This window comes from Roseateles albus (assembly GCF_028595345.1).
Taxonomy (GTDB): Bacteria; Pseudomonadota; Gammaproteobacteria; order Burkholderiales; family Burkholderiaceae_C; genus Paucibacter_A; species Paucibacter_A albus.
Genome location: NZ_JAQQXT010000025.1, coordinates 1 through 17,117, shown reverse-complemented (window position 1 = coordinate 17,117; position 17,117 = coordinate 1). Strand labels below are relative to the sequence as shown.

Here is a 17,117-nt window from a genome sequence, read left to right as displayed (position 1 = left end):
CATGGCCGTGATCTGTGCGGCGCTCAAGCCTCTCAGACCGGCTGTGCCGATGGCGGCCAGGTCCTCACTGGTCATGGTCACGATCTGCGCGGTGGTGATGGCGGCCACCTGTGCAGAGCTGATGACCCTGAACTGATCCGAGGTCAGGGCGTTGAGATCCTCGCTGCTGAGGGCTTGAATCTGCGTGCTGGTCAAGGCGTTGACTTGGCCACTGGTGAGCGCAGCGAACTGAGCCGAATCCAGGGCGTCGAGCTGTGCAGAGCTGAGCGAACGCAAGGCGCCCGTGTTGATGGCCCGCAGGTCATCGGTCGCAAAGCTGGCCATGTGCGCGGAGCTGAGGCCGGCGACTTGTGCGCTGGAGAGTGAGGCGATCTGGGCGGTGCCCAGGCCGGTCAACTGCGCGGTATCCATGGCCGTGATCTGTGCGGCGCTCAAGCCTCTCAGACCGGCAGTGCCGATGGCGGCCAGGTCCTCACTGGTCATGGTCACGATCTGCGCGGTGGTGATGGCGGCCACCTGTGCAGAGCTGATGACCCTGAACTGATCCGAGGTCAGGGCGTTGAGATCCTCGCTGCTGAGGGCTTGAATCTGCGTGCTGCTCAAGGCGTTGACTTGGCCACTGGTGAGCGTAGCGAACTGAGCCGAATCCAGGGCGTCGAGCTGGGCAGAGCTGAGCGAACGCAAGGCGCCCGTGTTGAGGGCCCGCAGGTCATCGGTCGCAAAGCTGGCCATGTGCTCGGAGCTGAGGCCGGCGACTTGTGCGCTGGAGAGTGAGGCGATCTGGGCGGTGCCCAGGCCGGTCAACTGCGCGGTATCCATGGCCGTGATCTGTGCGGCACTCAAGCCTCTCAGACCGGCTGTGCCGATGGCGGCCAGGTCCTCACTGGTCATGGTCACGATCTGCGCGGTGGTGATGGCGGCCACCTGTGCCGAACTGATGACCTTCAATTGATCCGAGGTCAGGGCGTTGAGATCCTCGCTGCTGAGTTGCTGGATCTGCGCGTTGGTCAGAGCGTTGACCTGGTTGGTGGTGAGCACGGCGAACTGGGTCGAGTCCAGTGCGTCGAACTGTGCAGAGCTAAGGCCTCGCAGGGCGGCCGTGTTGATGGCCCTGAGGTCTTCCGTCTGTATGTACCTCAAATTCTCTGTACTCAATGAGTTGAGCGCAAATGACCCCAGCGAAACAAACTGCTTGCTCGTCAGCGCGATGATCTGGTCGCTGCTGAATGCGGCCCAGTCCTCGGTCGTGAACTTGCTCAGTGTCTTGGTCGACAGGCCAGCAATTTGATCTGTCGAGTAGCTTGCGATCAGAGTGGTCATGGTGAGCTCACTTGGTTTGTCTAGTGTTGCATCGGCCCCAGGGAGGCCATGCCTTCAGAATTCGTGCTGTTAGAACGCGCTGCGTTCTAACTGGCGTGATACCGATCTCGCATCTTTTGCGAAAAGGGCTCGGCGTTGAAAAAACTTGCTTCAAGGTCATCGTGGCTTTGGCGATGCCAAATCCAACTCATACCTTTTTCCTCGTCACTCTGATTTCGACGACATCTGCGCAAACTTGAGGCAGTCACACGTCGGCCAGGCATGGAGACACCTCTTGCGGGCAGATTCCTAGAGAGCGGGCACCCGCACGAAACTCCCGGGCCGGGCCTTGGTCTTTGCGGTGGGCAGATTGACGTTTCGGGCATTTCGCCACCTCAAATCAAGGGGAGTGGGGGTGTTTCGCCTTCGTCCGGGAGACGTTTCAAATGAGGCAAAAACATTGACATAGAACTAGCGATCACTTGTGTTTCGGGTGAGACCATCAGCTTTTGGGCATTGGCTTCAAAGCTTGACTCACTCACTTCGGCAAGTTGTTCGCCAGGACTATTCAGCACTTCGCCTAGCTTAGGGATTTGTGGCTGCCGCGAAGGGTCGATAAAACTGTCTTTTGCGAACCAAACATCGGCCATGGCATGGGTCTGGCCGTCATTGGTTTTGTAGTCAGACACCAAACCCAGCAAATTGCCGTGGTCGACGGACTGCCCTGAATGCGCTCGCAGATTCAACTCGGTAATGCCGAAATCCTGCAAAGTCTTTAGTTCACCCGCGTCGGTCTTGCCGTCGCTGTTGGCGTCGACCCAAACCCGCAAGTCCTTGAAAGCTTGATCCTCAATGGACAGGCGCCCGTCCAAATTGAGATCCAGCTCCTGCATGGCCAAGTAGCCGTGAGCGGCCCGGCGTCCATCGGCCAGCAGGGTTCCCGAGCCGAAGAGCTCCCGGCCGCTGTTGATCTGACCATCGCCATTGCGGTCCATGACCAACAGACCGTCTTGTGGCCCGGCCCAGCCCCACTTTTGACTGTGCCCGGTGCCGAAGAGGTCAAAATGAACGCCGTCTGCGGCGGCTTTGGTGCTGACGCCATTGCCGTCCAGATCCAAGATAATCGGGGAGGCCGCTTGCAGTCCATCCAATTGCTCGCTGCTGAAGACGGCGATGGCGGCGTCGGAGAAGGCCAAGACCTGAGCCATCGACATGGCCGCAAGGTCGCTCGACTCAAAACCCGGGATTTGCTCGGTCGTGAAGCTGTGGATCTGCTCGGTGGTTAAACCGGCTATCTGCGAGATTTGAAGGGCCTCAATATCCTCGGTCTGGAAATGAGTGATCTGATCCGTACTCAAGCTGCCAAGCTGAGTTGAGGTCAAGGCGGCGATATGTTGAGTTTCCAAGGCCAGAATATCGGCGCTGTCCAGCGTGGCCAATTGATCGGTCGTCATGGAGCGGATATGGCCGGAGGTGAGGGCGCTGATCTGCTCTGTACCGAAGGCCGCGAACTGCTCGGTAGAAAGACCCATCAATGCTTGGCTGCCCATGGCATGAATGTCGTCCGTCTGAATCGCGGGGATGTCGGCCACCTCTATGCCGCGCATCTGTGCCGAGTTCAGCACGGCGAATTGATTGCTGGACATCGCCGAAATTTGCTCGGAGCTGAAGGCCGCCAGGTCCTCGGAGCCCAAACCGCGCAGCGCGCCGGTCGTCAAGGCAGCCATGTCTTCGGTGGCGAAGACCGCAAACTGCGCCGAGCTCATGACGCCGACTTGGTTCGCGCTAAGACCTGCGACCTGAGCTGTGCCCAAAGCTTGCACGTCATCGGTCTCCCAGTTCTGGACCTGCGAGGTGGTCAGCGAGCCGACCTGAGTTCGCGTCAAGGCCGCTACTTGCTCGCTTTGCAAAGCATTGAGCTGAGTACTGCTGAAGCCCTTTAAGGCAAATATGCTCAGCGCGGCGACGTTGTCGGTGCTCAGACCGGCCACCATTTCGGTCGAGAAGCCTTGCAACTGCGCCGACGTAAACCCGCGGATCTGTTCGGTGTTGAAGGCATTCAGCTCGTCGGTCCCGATGGTGGCCACTTGGCTCGAAGTCATGGCCCCGAACTGGGTATTGGTCAAGACCTTGAGCTGATCGGAAGTCAGGGCCGTGAACTGCTGTGTCGTCAGCCCTTGAATAGCGGCGGTTGACAAGGCGCGCAGGTCCTCACTTTGCAATAGCGCCAACTGTTCGGTGCTGATACCGCTGACTTGCGCGGATGTCATGGCCGCAGACTGGGCGGTGCTCATCGCAATGATCTGATCACTGCTGAGCGCCGCAATCTGCGCCGAGCCAATGCCTCGCCAACCGGCGGTACTGATGGCCGCGAAGTCCTCCGTCGTCATGGTCTGGAACTGGCCGCTGCTCAAAGCTTGAATTTGGCTGGAACTCAAGAAACCGAACTGCAGCGGCGTGAGCGCATTCAGGTCTTCACTTCCCAGCCCTTGTACTTGTCCGCTGGTCAGCGCGCCGACTTGGTTGCTGCCAAGCGCCTGAAATTGATCGGAGCTGAGAGCCGCCAACTGCGAGGTGCTCAGGGCGCGCAAGGCGCTGCTGTTCAAGGCCCGCAAGTCGTCGGTTTCCAACTGCTGTAGCTGCTCGGTTTGCAGACCCAGAACCTGGCTGCTGCTCAGCGCTGCGGCCTGGGTGGTGGACAAGGCCTTGATTTGATCGCTGCCCAACTGTCCCATCTGCTGCGAACCCAACCCGCGCAGACCGCCGGTGCCGATGGCCGCAAAGTCGTCGGTGGCAAGTAGATTCAACTGCTCACTGCTCAAGGCGGCAAGCTGGCTGCTGGCGATGGCTTGGTACTGCTCCGTCGTCAAAGCGCGCAAGTCCTCAGAAGTCAAGCCGAGCATCTGCGTACTGGTCAATGCATTCACTTGGGCCGTGCTCAGCGCGGCGATCTGTGCCGAGTCCAAGGCCGCTATCTGCGCGGTACTGAGCGCGCGCAGGGCCAGACTGGCCAAGGCGCGCAAGTCTTCGGTCGCGATGATGCTGACTTGCTCTGTACTTAAACCAAGCACTTGAGCGCTGCTGAATGAGGCGAACTGTGCACTGCTCATGGCCACGATTTGTTCGCTGCTCAACGCGCCCAACTGGGTCGAACTCAGGCCACGCAGACCGGTGGTGCCTATGGCCGCGAGGTCCTCGCTGCTCAAGGCTCTGAGCTGATCGGTGCCCAAGGCGGCGACTTGGGTCGTGCCAATGGCGGCGAACTGCGCGGTGCTCAGCGCATTCAAGTCTTCACTGCTCAAAGCCCGGATCTGTGCGCTGGTCAAGAAGTTGACTTGCGCCGTGCTCAGCGCTGCCCATTGTTCGGTGCCCAGAGCCGCCAACTGATCGCTGCCCATATTGCGCAGCGCTGCACTGCTCAGAGCGCGCACATCGTCGGTCGCAAAGGCCGCGATCTGCTCCGTGCTGAAGCCCTTCATCTGCGCGCTGGTCAGGGCGGCGACCTGCGCGGTGGTCAGGGCGCGAATTTCATCCGTGCTGAGTGTGCCGAGCAGGTTTTGCGGCGGAGTCACCAACGCCGCCACCTGCGCGGTGGTCAGAACGCTGATCTGGTCACTGTTCAGTGCCTGGAACTGCTCTGTCGTCAGGGCTCTGAGCGTCGCTGGGTTGAGCGCGCGCAGATCGTCGGTCTGAAGCTTGAGCATCTGATCTGTACTCAGGCCCGCGACTTGAACACTCGTCAAGGAGGCTGCTTGAGCGCTGCTCAAGGCCATGATCTGATCGGAGCTCAGCGCCGCAAGCTGGCCCGAGCTCATGCCGCGCAGCCCCAAGGTGCCGATGGCGGCAAAGTCCTCCGTGCCTAGCGTTGTCAGTTGATCGGTGCGCAGCGCGGCCACCTGCGTCGAACTGATCGCGCCAAATTGCAAAGAGGTGAGGGCGTTCAAGTCATCACTGCCCAAGCCTTGTATTTGAGCGGAGGTCAAGGCGTTGATTTGAGTGCTGGTGAGTTGTGCGATTTGGGTGGCGCTCAAAGCAGCCAGTTGATCGGTGCCGAGCGCGCGCAAGGCGCCGCTGTTCAAGGCCCGCAAGTCATCGCTTTCCAACTTGCTCATCTGCTCGGTGCCGAGACCCGTCACCTGCAAACTGGTCAGCGAAGCGGCTTGAGCGGAGCTCAAGGCAATGATTTGTTCGGTGGTCAGCGCTGCCATTTGGCCCGAGCTGAGGCCCCGCAAGCCCGCCGTGCCGATGGCAGAAAAGTCCTCGGTGCTGAGCGTCTTCAACTGATCAGTTGTCAATGCGGCAATCTGCGTAGACGCGATGGCGCGGAACTGCGCCGAAGTCAGGGCATTCAAGTCCTCGCTGACGAGGCCCTGAACTTGTGTGCTGGTCAGCGCATTGACCTGGCCCGTGCTCAAGGCGGCCAACTGATCGGAGCCCAGTGCGGCCAATTGATCGGTGCCCAAGGCCCGCAAGGCAGCCGTATTGAGCGCCTTCAGATCATCCGTGGCGAAGGCGGCGATTTGCTCGGTGCTGAAAGCCCTGACTTGGCCGCTGCCCAGAGCCGCGACCTGCGCCGTGGTCAGGGCGCGGATTTCATCGGTGCTGAGCACCGCCAACTGATTGACGGGCGCACTCGTCAGCGCGGCGATCTGGCTCGTTGTCAAGGCGGCAATTTGGTTCGAGTCAAGCGCCTGAACCTGATCGCTGCTCAAGGACCGAATCACCGCGCTGCCAATCGCCCGCAAGTCGTCGGTCTGCAAATGGCCGAGTTGTTCGGTGCTCAAGCCGAGTGCTTGTGCACTGGTCAATGCTGCGCTTTGTGCCGTTGTAAGCGCGATGATTTGCTCGCTGCTCAGCCCCGCGACCTGGGCCGAGCTGAAGCCTTTCAATCCGGCGGTCCCGATAGCGGCGAAATCCTCGCTGCTCAGTGCTTTGATTTGATCGGTCGAGAGGGCCGCTGCTTGCGCCGAGGTGAGGGCGCGGAACTGCGCCGTAGTCAAGGCATTGAGGTCTTCGCTGCTCCAGCTTTGAATTTGAGCGCTGCTCAAAGCAGTGACCTGGCTGGTGCTCAACGCGGCGATTTGGTCTGAGACCAAAGCAGCCAGTTGCTCAGAGTTGAAGGCACGCAGAGCGCTTGTCCCCAAACTGCGCAAATCATCGGTCGCCAGCGCCGCGATCTGATCGGTGCGCAAACCCAGGACTTGGCTGCTCGTCAACGAGGCCGCCTGCAAAGTGCTCAAAGCCACGATTTGTTCGCTCGACAAGGCAGCCAATTGGCTTGAGCCCAGGCCGCGCAAGCCAGACGTGCCAATGGCAGCAAGGTCTTCGGTCATCATCGCCTTCAGCTGATCCGTCAGCAGAGCGGCGATTTGCGCCGAGCTGATGGCCTTGAGCTGGAGGGAGGTGAGGGCGTTCAGATCTTCGCTGCTCAGGCTCTGCATCTGCAGGCTGGTCAAGGCATTGACTTGCGCGGTGCTGAGGGCAGCAAATTGGGCCGAGCCCCAGGCGGCCAATTGCTCGGTGCCCAAGGCGCGCAGGGCGCCGGTATTGAGCGCCGCCAGGTCTTCGGCCGCGAAAGTGGCCATCTGCTCGGTGCTCAGACCCTTCACCTGTGCGCTGCTCAAGGCGGCGGCTTGCGCTGTGCTCAGGGCGCGAATCTCATCGCTGCTGAGCAAGCCCAGCTGGTTGACCGGCGAGCTCGTCAGCGCGGCGATCTGGCTCGTCGTCAACGCGGCGATCTGGTTCGAGTCCAGCGTCTGAAACTGCTCGCTGCTCAATGAGCGGATCACCGCCGTGCCAAGCGCCCGCAAGTCATCGGTTTGCAACTGGGTGATTTGCTCGGTGCTCAGGCCGAGCGCCTGGCTGCTGGTCAAGGACGCCGCCTGCGCGCTGGTCAACGCAATGATGTTTTCGCTGCTCAGCGCGGCAACTTGGGCGGAGCTCCAAGCGCGCAAGGCGGTGGTGCCCATGGCGGCGAAATCTTCGCTGCTCAGCGTCTTGATTTGATCGGATGAGAAGGCGGCCGCCTGGGCCGAGCCGAGCGCGCGAAACTGTGCCGACGTCAAGGCATTGAGATCAGCGCTGCTCCAACTCTGGATCTGCGTGCTGGTCAATGCATTGACTTGCGCGGTGGTCAAGGCGCCAATCTGCTCGGTCGTCAGGGCGCCGAGTTGATCGGAACCCAGCGCCCGCAAGGCCGCAGAGTTGAGCGCGCGCAGATCGTCGCTGGCCATGGCGGCAAGCTGATCGGTGCGCAAGCCGGCCACTTGGGCGCTGCCCAGCGACGCCGCCTGAGCGGTCGTCAAGGCCACGATCTGCTCGGTCGTGAGAGCCGAGATTTGCGCGGAACTCAGCCCCTTCAGCCCGGCGGTGCCGACGGAGGCGAAATCATCGCTCGTCAGCGCCTTGACCTGGCCGGTCGTCAGCGTAGCGAATTGCCCCGAACTGATGGTCTTGAACTGCGCAGTCGTCAGCGCATTGAGGTCGTCGGTGCTCAAGCTCTGAATCTGGGTGCTGGTCAAGGTATTGACCTGCGTCGTGGTCAGCATGCCGATCTGATCGGAGGTGAGGGCGCCAAGCTGATCCGAACTCAGCGCGCGCAAGGCAGCCGAGTTGATGGCCCGCAAGTCATCGGTGGCCAGTGCGGCGACCTGGTCCGTACTCAGGCCCAGCACCTGGCCGCTGGTCAGCGAGGCTGATTGCGCGGTGGTCAGCGCGACGATCTGCTCGCTGGACAAAGCGCCCATTTGGGCCGAAACCAGGCCACGCAGCCCGGTCGTGCCAATAGCGGCCAAGTCTTCGGTGCCGAGGGTCTTCAACTGGTCCGTCGTCAGCGCGGCAACTTGGACCGAGGCAATGGCGCGAAGCTGGGTCGAGGTCAGCGCATTCAGATCCTCGCTGCCCAGCGACTGAATCTGGCTGGCGCTCAGGTTGTTGACCTGTGCCGTCGTCAGCGCGGCGAACTGGCCTGAGCCCAGCGCGGCCAATTGCTCGGTGTTGAAGGCCCGCAAGGTGCCGGTCGTCAAGGCCCCTAAATCATCGGTGGCCAGCTTGCTCACTTGTTCACTGCTCAGGCCGGCAACTTGCACGCTGCTCAATGCGGCAGCCTGGGCCGTGGTCAGCGCGATCAGTTGTTCGCTGCTCAAGACTGCCAGCTGAGCTGAGCTAAAGCCGCGAAGACCGGCGGTGCTGATCGCGGCAAAGTCCTCGGTCGTCAAGGTTTTCAGTTGGTCACTCGACAGCAGCGCGAGTTGGGTGGAACCGAAAGCCCTGAATTGAGCCGAGGTCAATGCATTGAGGTCTTCGCTCGCCAAGCTCAGCAGCTGGGCGCCGCTCAATGCGCCGACTTGCGAGCTGCTGAATGCAGCAAACTGATCCGAGCCGAGCGCAGCCAACTGTTCGTTTGCCAGCGCACGCAAGGCGCTGCTATTCAATGCACGCAAGTCGTCGGCTTGGAAATAGCTGACCTGCTGGCTGCTGAGCGAAGCAATCGCGAAGGTGCTCAAGGACGCGAATTGCTTGGTGGTCAGCGCGATGATCTGGTCGCTGCTGAAAGCGGCCCAGTCCTCGGAAGTAAACCGCGTGAGTGTGCGGGTATTCAGTCCTGAAATCTGGGTGGTCGACAGACTTGTAATCAAGGTGCTCATAGCTGGCCCAGCAAACGCACAGCAAGAACGCGACCGCGCAAGGTCATCGTGTTGATACAGGCTTCGGTAAGCAAATCAAACGCGCAGGCGACTTTAAGACGCAAGTTTGTCGGCCTTATGGGTGATTTGCGGGTCTGCCTGTTCATCGCTGATTCGCTTAGAAATGGGCCGTTTCATGGGGTGGAGCTTGGGGGCTCGCTCGGCTTCGTCCATCCTTGCCCGGTCGAAAACAAAAATAGTTCTAAAGTTTTTCTTGGAACTGCCGATGTTAGAAAGTTGCGCCCACGGCATAGGGCGCATAAGCGGGAGCATTTCTTGGCTGTTCGGGATTTGCGGGATTTGCTGGGCGGGATGCCAAGGTATGGTTGCGCGCCACGGCGCGGAACGTCAGGCTGCGTTTCAGCCCCGTTGCGTAGGGTCGCAAGGGCGGAAAGGCCTGCGTTGGGGTCAGAACTGCATTTGGTCAAAGTCCATGGTGCAGAACCGACGTCCATTTTCTAATCAATGTTCCAGTCCTCGCGACCTTCTCCCCAGCTGGACTACAAACAGGGATCTGTTGCTTAGAAGCTGCATTTTCTAATTATTGTTCCCGCGATCTCCATTTTCTCACTAATGTTTCGCCGAAGACGGCTCCTACGGAGTGTGCATGTCGAAAGCGCGAAGCGGAAGGCAGATTGTCGGCGTGACCGACAAGCCGGATTTCGACCTAGCAAGTTGGCCGACAGCTGACCCTGGAGCGCTCTCAGACAAGGATCGCAAGATTTACCTTGCCAGAAAATTGGCGGTGGAGCTCTGCGTCGCTGGCCACTCGGACAAGCAAATAAAAACACAGTGCGGGATCGGGCTGAAACATACGGTCCGGCTCATTCGTGAAAGATGTGTCCTAGTCCATGCCGACGGCCGTATTTGGGGCTTTCGTATTCTTGTCAATCGTTTACGGGTTGTGCCCGTCTCGCGCCACAAGCCGGTACGGCTAGATTCTTTTGGACGCGGCGGTGTAGGAGCCATGAACTCGCTGCTGGAACTCGATCCCGAGTTCCGCCGTTCACTCGATTCGAAAATCCTGAAGGTTTACAAGCCAAATCAGCTGGGTGAACTCAAACGGCCAAGGTCAGCCCTTTGGAGTTGGTTTCTCACCGAGCTCCGACAGCGCGGCTACGAGATCCGTAACGACTGGCCCTTTAATTCGGAAAGCCTCGGATATTTGGCGTTGCGTCGATACACGGATCGGCTTCTCAGTGCTCATCCGATTGTTGGTGCAAAACAGCTGGGTGGACCTGATTTGGCGAGGAAGCTCGTAGCAGGCGACGGTGTAGACCGCCCTGTGATGAAACCCTTCCAACGCGTTGAGATGGATGCACATAAAACCGATGGGCGTTTTTGTGTGCTTATGCCTCAAGCCGATGGTGGATGGTCGCCAAAAATAATTCACCGTCTTTGGGTCATCGTAATCATTGAAGTTCTCACTCGCGTGGTACTCGGTTATTACTTGAGTATGGGGCGCGAAGTTAATAAAGACGACATTCTTCGAGCAATAAAAAGCGCTGTGACTCGCTGGACAGCTAAGCCAATCAGTTTTTCAGATACCGCCCTTGCCGCTGGAGCAGGACTACCACCGGTGCTCGGAGAGCGATATGTGGGGATCCCATGGGAAGAAACAAGCGTAGACGGTGCATTGGCAGAGACATGCAGAACAGTTAAGGAGCGGCTCAAAGAGGTTGTTGGATCGCAGCTTATAGACCCAAGCTCCGGATATTCATCTCGCCGCTCAAAGGATGATCGACCATTTATTGAAAGATTCTTCAGCACACTTGCAGCTGGAGGACTTCAGCGGATGACCAATTCCACGGGTGCCAATACCAAGCAACGGCGCGGTCGGGATCCAGATGACGTTGCAGTGGCAAGTCGATTCCAGTACGAATACCTTGGCGAGTTGCTCCAGTGTCTGATCTGCAATTACAACGCTACACAACACGAAGCTCTTGGCTACCGATCGCCTCTGGAGATGCTCAAGTATTATGGGGATCGCAACGCCCTGCCGACCCGCCAAATTAATCAGGATTTAGCGCAGGGACTTCTCACCACTCGCCAATTGTGCGTGGTGCATGGCGGCTTTCAGACGGGTCGGCAGCCATTTGTTAATTTTTCTGGTGCGCGTTATGGTGGTCCAAATCTATCTAATCGGCATGACTTGGTTGGTGAGCATGTTTGGGTAATAAATCATCTGGAGGACGATGCGAGGGTTGCGACCTGCAGCACTCAAAAAGGGCAGTCCGTTGGAGTTCTTCGTGCAGCACCACCTTGGCACAAAACGCCTCACAGCTTGGTGGTGCGGCGTAGTATTTCATCCCTAGTCAGAAGCAAGCGCATGAACTCCTTAGGTCTAGACGCGATCTTGAGCTTTATGGATTTTGTGGAAAGTCAGCCGAAAAAGCAGTTGCCCATCCATCCTGCCTATCTTGAGGTTCGCCGAATATTGGCTCAGCAGGCTGAGAATTATGAAGGGGACAGGGCAAGCGAGCGAGCCCTGTGCACGTTGGCCGAGAAATCGAAAGCGGACTCACTTACTGCGAGCCGTGGGAGCGGGCCGATTTCTGAAACAACGCCCACTTTGGCCGGCGAGACGGCGCCGACTCAACCGAAACCGTTAAAGATCAAAGTGGACCAGCGTTCGGGATTGTCAGCTAAGAGAGCACTTCCTGCAAAACGACTTGCCGCGAACTGACGAGAATGCGACGCCTCCCATCCAGTATTTGCCAGACTCACCCCATCGCGACCCAGCGATACGCAGTATTTACTTCCGCAATAGATAGCTTTGTTGAAAAGCTTGGCTCTTGGATTGATGCCAAGGTTACTGGTGCGTACGTGTACGGACCCTCGCGCTTTGGAAAGACACGAGCAATCAAATGGTTTCTTCGTCAATTACTTGAGGAGCGTTTTGGGGGGGCTGTTCCGCTACATGTGTTGGTGCATACAGTTGATACTCGCAGAAGTCAGTCGGAGTTTTACAGAAGTATTTTGGTCGCATTGGGTCACGCATACGCAAAGGGTCGTTCAACATCAAGCGAACGTCTAAACATGATTGTTGAGTATTTTATTGCCTCGGCAAATGAGTGCAATAGCAATTATGCAATTCTTGTTATCGACGAGGCCCAGAATATCAGCACGCTTGAGTGGATGTGGCTCCTTAACGTGCAGAATCTACTCGATATGCAGGGCTATGCGTTGAGCGTATTTTCGGTCGCATCGCACCAAATGAGTTACGAATTTGATCTATTGGCACGAACCGGAAATCCGCATCTTTCTGCACGATTCCTTGTTGATCAGTGGAAATTTCCAGGGGTGGAGTCAGAAGAAGATCTTGCATTCATTCTTGATGGATACGATGAGTCAAGCAGATGGCCTGCAGAGAACGGCGTCTCCTATTTGGCTTACTTTGCGCCCGAAGACTATGCGAGAGGAAAGCGTTTGGCACATTGCGCTCCTGTTTTGTGGGGAGTTCTGGACGCATCGCTGCCTCCTGGATATAAAGGGGAGGCAAGCTTCCCAATGAAGCATATTGCGTTGGCAGTTGAATCTATCCTTTTTCGGCTTGCTGCAGGTGAGCTATGGGATGACGCGACGTGTGAGCCGTCTTGGATTCATGAGCTTACGACTCACCGTTTCGCTGATCACATGCGGGCCATATCTATGGCCAGCTGATTGGCCGGTTGTACGAAATTGAAATTAATTCTTCAAAATTTTGAATTGCAATCGGCTCGGCGTCCACGTCTGAATTACGCGTGGTGTCCAGGCACAGTGCATCCCTTCGCATCTCTATGGATTACGATCAAGCGGTTCAGTATGCTCAACCGCGCTACTTACGCTATGTTAAGTCCGGATCTACAAGGTCATGAGCGCACCAAGCGAAAGAGACCTCTAGAGCTATACAGCTCAAATTCTTGGCCCCGTCATGATCACATAAGTCTAAATTTTCTTTCGCATGCGCTTGGGGAGCCGCTTGACGCATTTAGATGGTCAAATGTGGGAGATTTTCCAAAAGGGCTTCAATCTCTGTTTGCAGAGGGTTATAGAGTTTGTCCTTCGTGCATGCAGCAGGCATTTCATACTGTCATTTTCTCCATCTGGATTCTCGACCGGTGTCCGATACATGGGGATGAATTACTCAGCGACTGCCCGCCCTGCGGTAGAAGTTTGGATGATCGAATTAGGCCCATGGCCGGTGTGATATCTGTAGGCTGCAGATGCCGCTATGAATGGTTTAATTTGAAGGCGGCGCGTAAGCCAATTCAGAATTCGGTTAGAGATGAAGCCCTTGGTGAAATAGTTCGATGGATTCACGAGCAAGCAGAGCGATTCTGGACTCGGCTACCAGATACGTTATACAAGATGACATTCGTGGAAGCGCACTTACCGCACCGCCCCTGGGATGACATAGTTAGACATGCAGTTCGCTGGTCGGAGGAGGCGGATGCAACGTTGCCGCCTTGGCTCAACGATACAAGACCTCTTAAACTACGAGATGCAATGCTTGTTCGTTGCATCGAAAGCTCAGGGCATTTTTTTCGAGCACCCGACGATTTGATCACCGCTCAAGCGGGGCAATCATTTTATCTAAGTGAGGACATCTCGGCGGCAAACAGAAAGGATGCCTTTGCTATCTTCAAATGCCTTCGCCGATATTTGACAAAGCATTTTTTAGGCAATCGTGTTCACCTACTTATTTGGCTTGGGCATTCGCATAGCACCAGTCAAATCCGGCGTTTCTTTGAACGCAACCCATATGCTCGGAGAGCGTATGCAATGCTTGTGTGGATGCAGTGCACCATTTGGAGACATTATGTACGGTATTGGTTCCTGCAGATCGTCCAATGTACTGGGCTTTATGGTATATCGTCTGATCCGACTTATCATTGGCATGAATCAATGCAAGGCGTGGCAGTTTTTGGTGCCAAAAACCCTGCGCAACAATGGATATCGGACTGGTTGAACGTGTCACTTCTCCTTAACCATTGGCCGGCCGATCAGGAAATCGACGATGTTCTCCTGGGCGGGGGCAGTTTGGACAAGTTGCCATTTGGACCACTCAAGCCAATAGTGGAGTGGTGGGCATGGTTGTCTGAAGGCCGCAGGCTCCAAATTGGCTTGTACCGTCGGCAGGTCGAGTGGGTGCCGGCAGGTCGCGAGACCTCCACAAAGGACGACCGGCGCAAGGCTCACGCCGACAAAATTCGGAATCGGCAAGAAGGTCTCGTTCGCTTGGCCCGCTCCCCGGCGCTATGGCGCGACGCCAGTGGCGATTGGAAAGCCCGCCCTGGATCTGACGTGTCCAATTGTTCAAGAAAACCAAATCGACTGCTTCTCGGACCGGGTTTTCGTATCACATTCTTTGTGGCCGAATTGGATTCCTCAACCTTGCATGGAGCTAAGCAGTGGATGATTCGATGTGTTGAGTTTCCAATCTGTGTAAGCGCAACGCTCATCCGAGATGGTATTCATCAATTGAAGGAAGCAGTCCGCCGGTATATTACCGCTGGCATGCACAAGGCAACCAGAACCGGTGTCGATCCGGTCGATTTGCGTCCGCGAAATCGGTAGCAGCGAAACCAAGCATCAGTGCAAGCCCTGCAATACAAGGTGTTGTCGACAGGCGTGGAATTCTAGAATAGCACCTAGTCGCTTTGGGCTCGGGTTAGCGCGCAAGTTGATTCGTGTGGTCTTGCAGAATTTCCTCAAGGTGAAACGCGCGCTAACAGCTCCCTGTCGACCACGTCCGAGACGCGGATTTCACTAAAAGATGGGACAAACTTACGCCCGTTGCGAGCCACCAGCACCAGCTCTCTCGTGCCAGCGCCGCTGTCGACACCGAGCCAAATTGCGTATTCCGAGCCAAATCTGCCACCGTTTTCGGTCCAGTACAGCCAACCGATCCGATTCAAAACGGCCACTCAGTCTGATTCTAAGCAACCAGGAGGGCGGTTACCAAAGGTCCGCATTCGACCGCCTGTAAACGGCGACTTTGTGCCCATAGCAGCCGCCCGCTCCACGAACTTGAACGACCGAACTGGCCGTGACTGCGAGCTCGAAGCTGGGCCAAGAAGCTGACTGAATTGCCCCTGGTTTGAATAGCTCTCAAATGCGGGCCTCGGGCAAGCCAGGGTTCAAGAATCAGGCCGGCAAGCGGCACAATCTCACTTCACCGATGAACCCAAAAAACTAACTTCGCAAACACTCCCGCATATGGAGTGGGTGAGGTCGCTGTGGATTTTGGGCAAGTGGACAGCGTCGCTAGGCGCTACCGTCACAGACATTTCTTGCTCATACCTGTCGATGAACCCTTCAGTCAGCCTGGTTGCCCGCGAGCTCTACCGCTATCCGATCAAGGCGTGCGGGCCTGAGTGCGTCGAGTCGCTGGAATTTGATACTGATGGACTACTAATTGGGGACCGAGAGTGGGTCGTCGTAGATCAGCACTCCAGCGTAGTTTGGCAGGGTTCGCATCCTCGACTGGCGCTAATACGGCCCCTGCTTCGGAACGGCTCGCTGACATTGCTCAACGATGCTGGTGATCAAATAGAAGTTGATGCGACGGACGGCTCCGACTCGGACGACGTCCGGATATGGAATGACATGGCTAAATGCCACGAAATTCACAACGGCTCGGATGCCGGCTATGAGGCTGCACGCTTTCTGCAGCGAACTGCTGGACCTGGTCTACGTCTAGTTCGCCTTGGACGCACGGCGCTTCGGAGATCTGGCCTGAACCCAGTTCACTTAGCAGCCGAAGACTCCTTCAACGAGTTTCTGGCTGCTCTTGCGCCAGAGCAGCGACACTTGGGCAATGCACTGCGCTTTCGACCGAACGTGCTGATCCAGGGACTCGGGGAAGCTTTAGTCCCCTTCATCGAGGAGCACCTCACGCGATTGGAGTGGTCATCGAATGGGGACAGCAGCGCCCTTGTTGTGACTAGTCCCTGCATCCGATGCGTAGTCCCCAACGTCGACCCCGCAACAGGCTTGGTCGATGACAGGGTCCTGGATGCCGTCAGCAAGCTTAGTGCGGAGCGCTATCACAACAAACCGACTTACTTCGGGGTGTACGCGCAACCAGCAGGTCCAGCAGTTCTGTCTCGTAGCGCTGTCTTGACAGGAGCGCTCGCTTTCTGAAAGGGCACGACCGGTGGCGAAATGCAAGATGGGAGACCTGAGCCTCGGGCTACGGCCATGCGGCCGACTCTGCCGCATGGCCCTGCGGGTCCGCCTCGTGCCAGGCTCAGTGCGCCGAATTTGCCGGGCCGCGCTCGTGCTGAGGCAAAGAATGCGTCAAGACTTGACCCCGTTGCTTCCCGTTTGGGTGCGTTTTCACAAATTAAATGAACCTGACCCTAATTTTCTGCAAATTAAATGAACCTGACCCTAATTTTCTGAAGACCTGACGCCTGCTTTTCCGCGCATACATTTAACTCGAACTCAATTTCGTCTTTATTAACCGTACCGTTTGCAGTTGATTCAACATTTGGTCATTCACAACTATCACTCCGCTTTTGAAAGTAAATTTTGTTGATCCACTATTGAATTTTGTGTGCTTGAATTTAGCTTCTATTATCTGATCGTTGCTAAAATATTTTAGATGCCCAAATGGAGTCACAGTTAATACGCCATTGTCTACGCAGATAATTTTCTTATTGAGAACAAATAAAGTGGAATAAGTAAAAAAAGAGTGCATCAAAAACAAAGAAATAAAATCTGATATTTGACTACCCTGCGTCATGTAAGGATCGACCAAAATCATGACTACGCAGACTAAAACGTACAGCGCACAAGTTATAGCTTTTGATGTTCTGCTATATTCCGCCAACTGCAAAATCTGTTTCCCAGTTACCCAAACAGCTACAGAACGTGAACAAATCGTAGTGAAAGCAAGGCAGACTGAAAATATTAAACCGCTAAGCAAGATGAGGTTAGTTGACATAAGAGTATTGGTTAGCAGGCTGCTGAAATACTGTTCTGCAGACCAACGGATAGGAAATTCAATCGCCCCACAGTAACTAGTCGGCCCTGCAAAACCCCGCCAACCCCCATGGCCACTGACATCTCGGGGTGAATGCCAATGGCCAGAACTCCCAAAAAGATATTCAATCGCTATTGATTTCTGGGAGTTCTGGAGGGTAA

The 17,117-nt window shown here is 56.5% G+C and carries 6 protein-coding genes and 1 pseudogene; 4 read left to right on the top strand and 3 right to left on the bottom strand.

All coding sequences use genetic code 11. The features are described 5' to 3' along the window. Positions 1-1,320 (bottom strand): annotated as a pseudogene (locus tag PRZ03_RS23385) (hypothetical protein); the annotation flags it as partial. A gap of 374 nt (positions 1,321-1,694) precedes the next feature. After that, positions 1,695-8,945, bottom strand: coding sequence for a hypothetical protein (locus tag PRZ03_RS23380; protein ID WP_273602514.1), 7,251 nt, complete (start codon positions 8,943-8,945; stop codon positions 1,695-1,697). A gap of 646 nt (positions 8,946-9,591) precedes the next feature. On the opposite strand from PRZ03_RS23380, the gene PRZ03_RS23375 reads away from it, so the two are divergent. The 4 genes from PRZ03_RS23375 (at position 9,592) to PRZ03_RS24145 (ending at position 16,112) form a co-directional block, all read left to right on the top strand. Continuing rightward, complete coding sequence (locus PRZ03_RS23375) at positions 9,592-11,670, top strand: hypothetical protein (protein ID WP_273602513.1); 2,079 nt, start codon at positions 9,592-9,594, stop codon at positions 11,668-11,670. Positions 11,671-11,675: 5 nt separating this feature from the next. Further along, complete coding sequence (locus PRZ03_RS23370; protein WP_273602512.1) at positions 11,676-12,647, top strand: ATP-binding protein; 972 nt, start codon at positions 11,676-11,678, stop codon at positions 12,645-12,647. A gap of 513 nt (positions 12,648-13,160) precedes the next feature. Further along, positions 13,161-14,543, top strand: coding sequence for a hypothetical protein (locus tag PRZ03_RS23365; RefSeq protein ID WP_273602511.1), 1,383 nt, complete (start codon positions 13,161-13,163; stop codon positions 14,541-14,543). 642 nt (positions 14,544-15,185) lie between these two features. Next, positions 15,186-16,112, top strand: a complete 927-nt coding sequence (locus PRZ03_RS24145) for an MOSC N-terminal beta barrel domain-containing protein (RefSeq protein WP_409993992.1) — start codon at positions 15,186-15,188, stop codon at positions 16,110-16,112. A gap of 292 nt (positions 16,113-16,404) precedes the next feature. Here the strand turns inward: PRZ03_RS24145 and PRZ03_RS23360 are convergent. Next, positions 16,405-17,117, bottom strand: a 713-nt coding sequence (locus tag PRZ03_RS23360) for a hypothetical protein (protein ID WP_273602510.1), incomplete at its 5' end; no start/stop codon positions are given.

Coding starts and splice junctions, on each gene's coding strand:
- PRZ03_RS23380 (WP_273602514.1), bottom strand. CDS start 8,945: ATGAGCACCTTGATTACAAGTCTGTCGACCACCCAGATTTCAGGACTG.
- PRZ03_RS23375 (WP_273602513.1), top strand. CDS start 9,592: ATGTCGAAAGCGCGAAGCGGAAGGCAGATTGTCGGCGTGACCGACAAG.
- PRZ03_RS23370 (WP_273602512.1), top strand. CDS start 11,676: ATGCGACGCCTCCCATCCAGTATTTGCCAGACTCACCCCATCGCGACC.
- PRZ03_RS23365 (WP_273602511.1), top strand. CDS start 13,161: ATGGCCGGTGTGATATCTGTAGGCTGCAGATGCCGCTATGAATGGTTT.
- PRZ03_RS24145 (WP_409993992.1), top strand. CDS start 15,186: ATGGAGTGGGTGAGGTCGCTGTGGATTTTGGGCAAGTGGACAGCGTCG.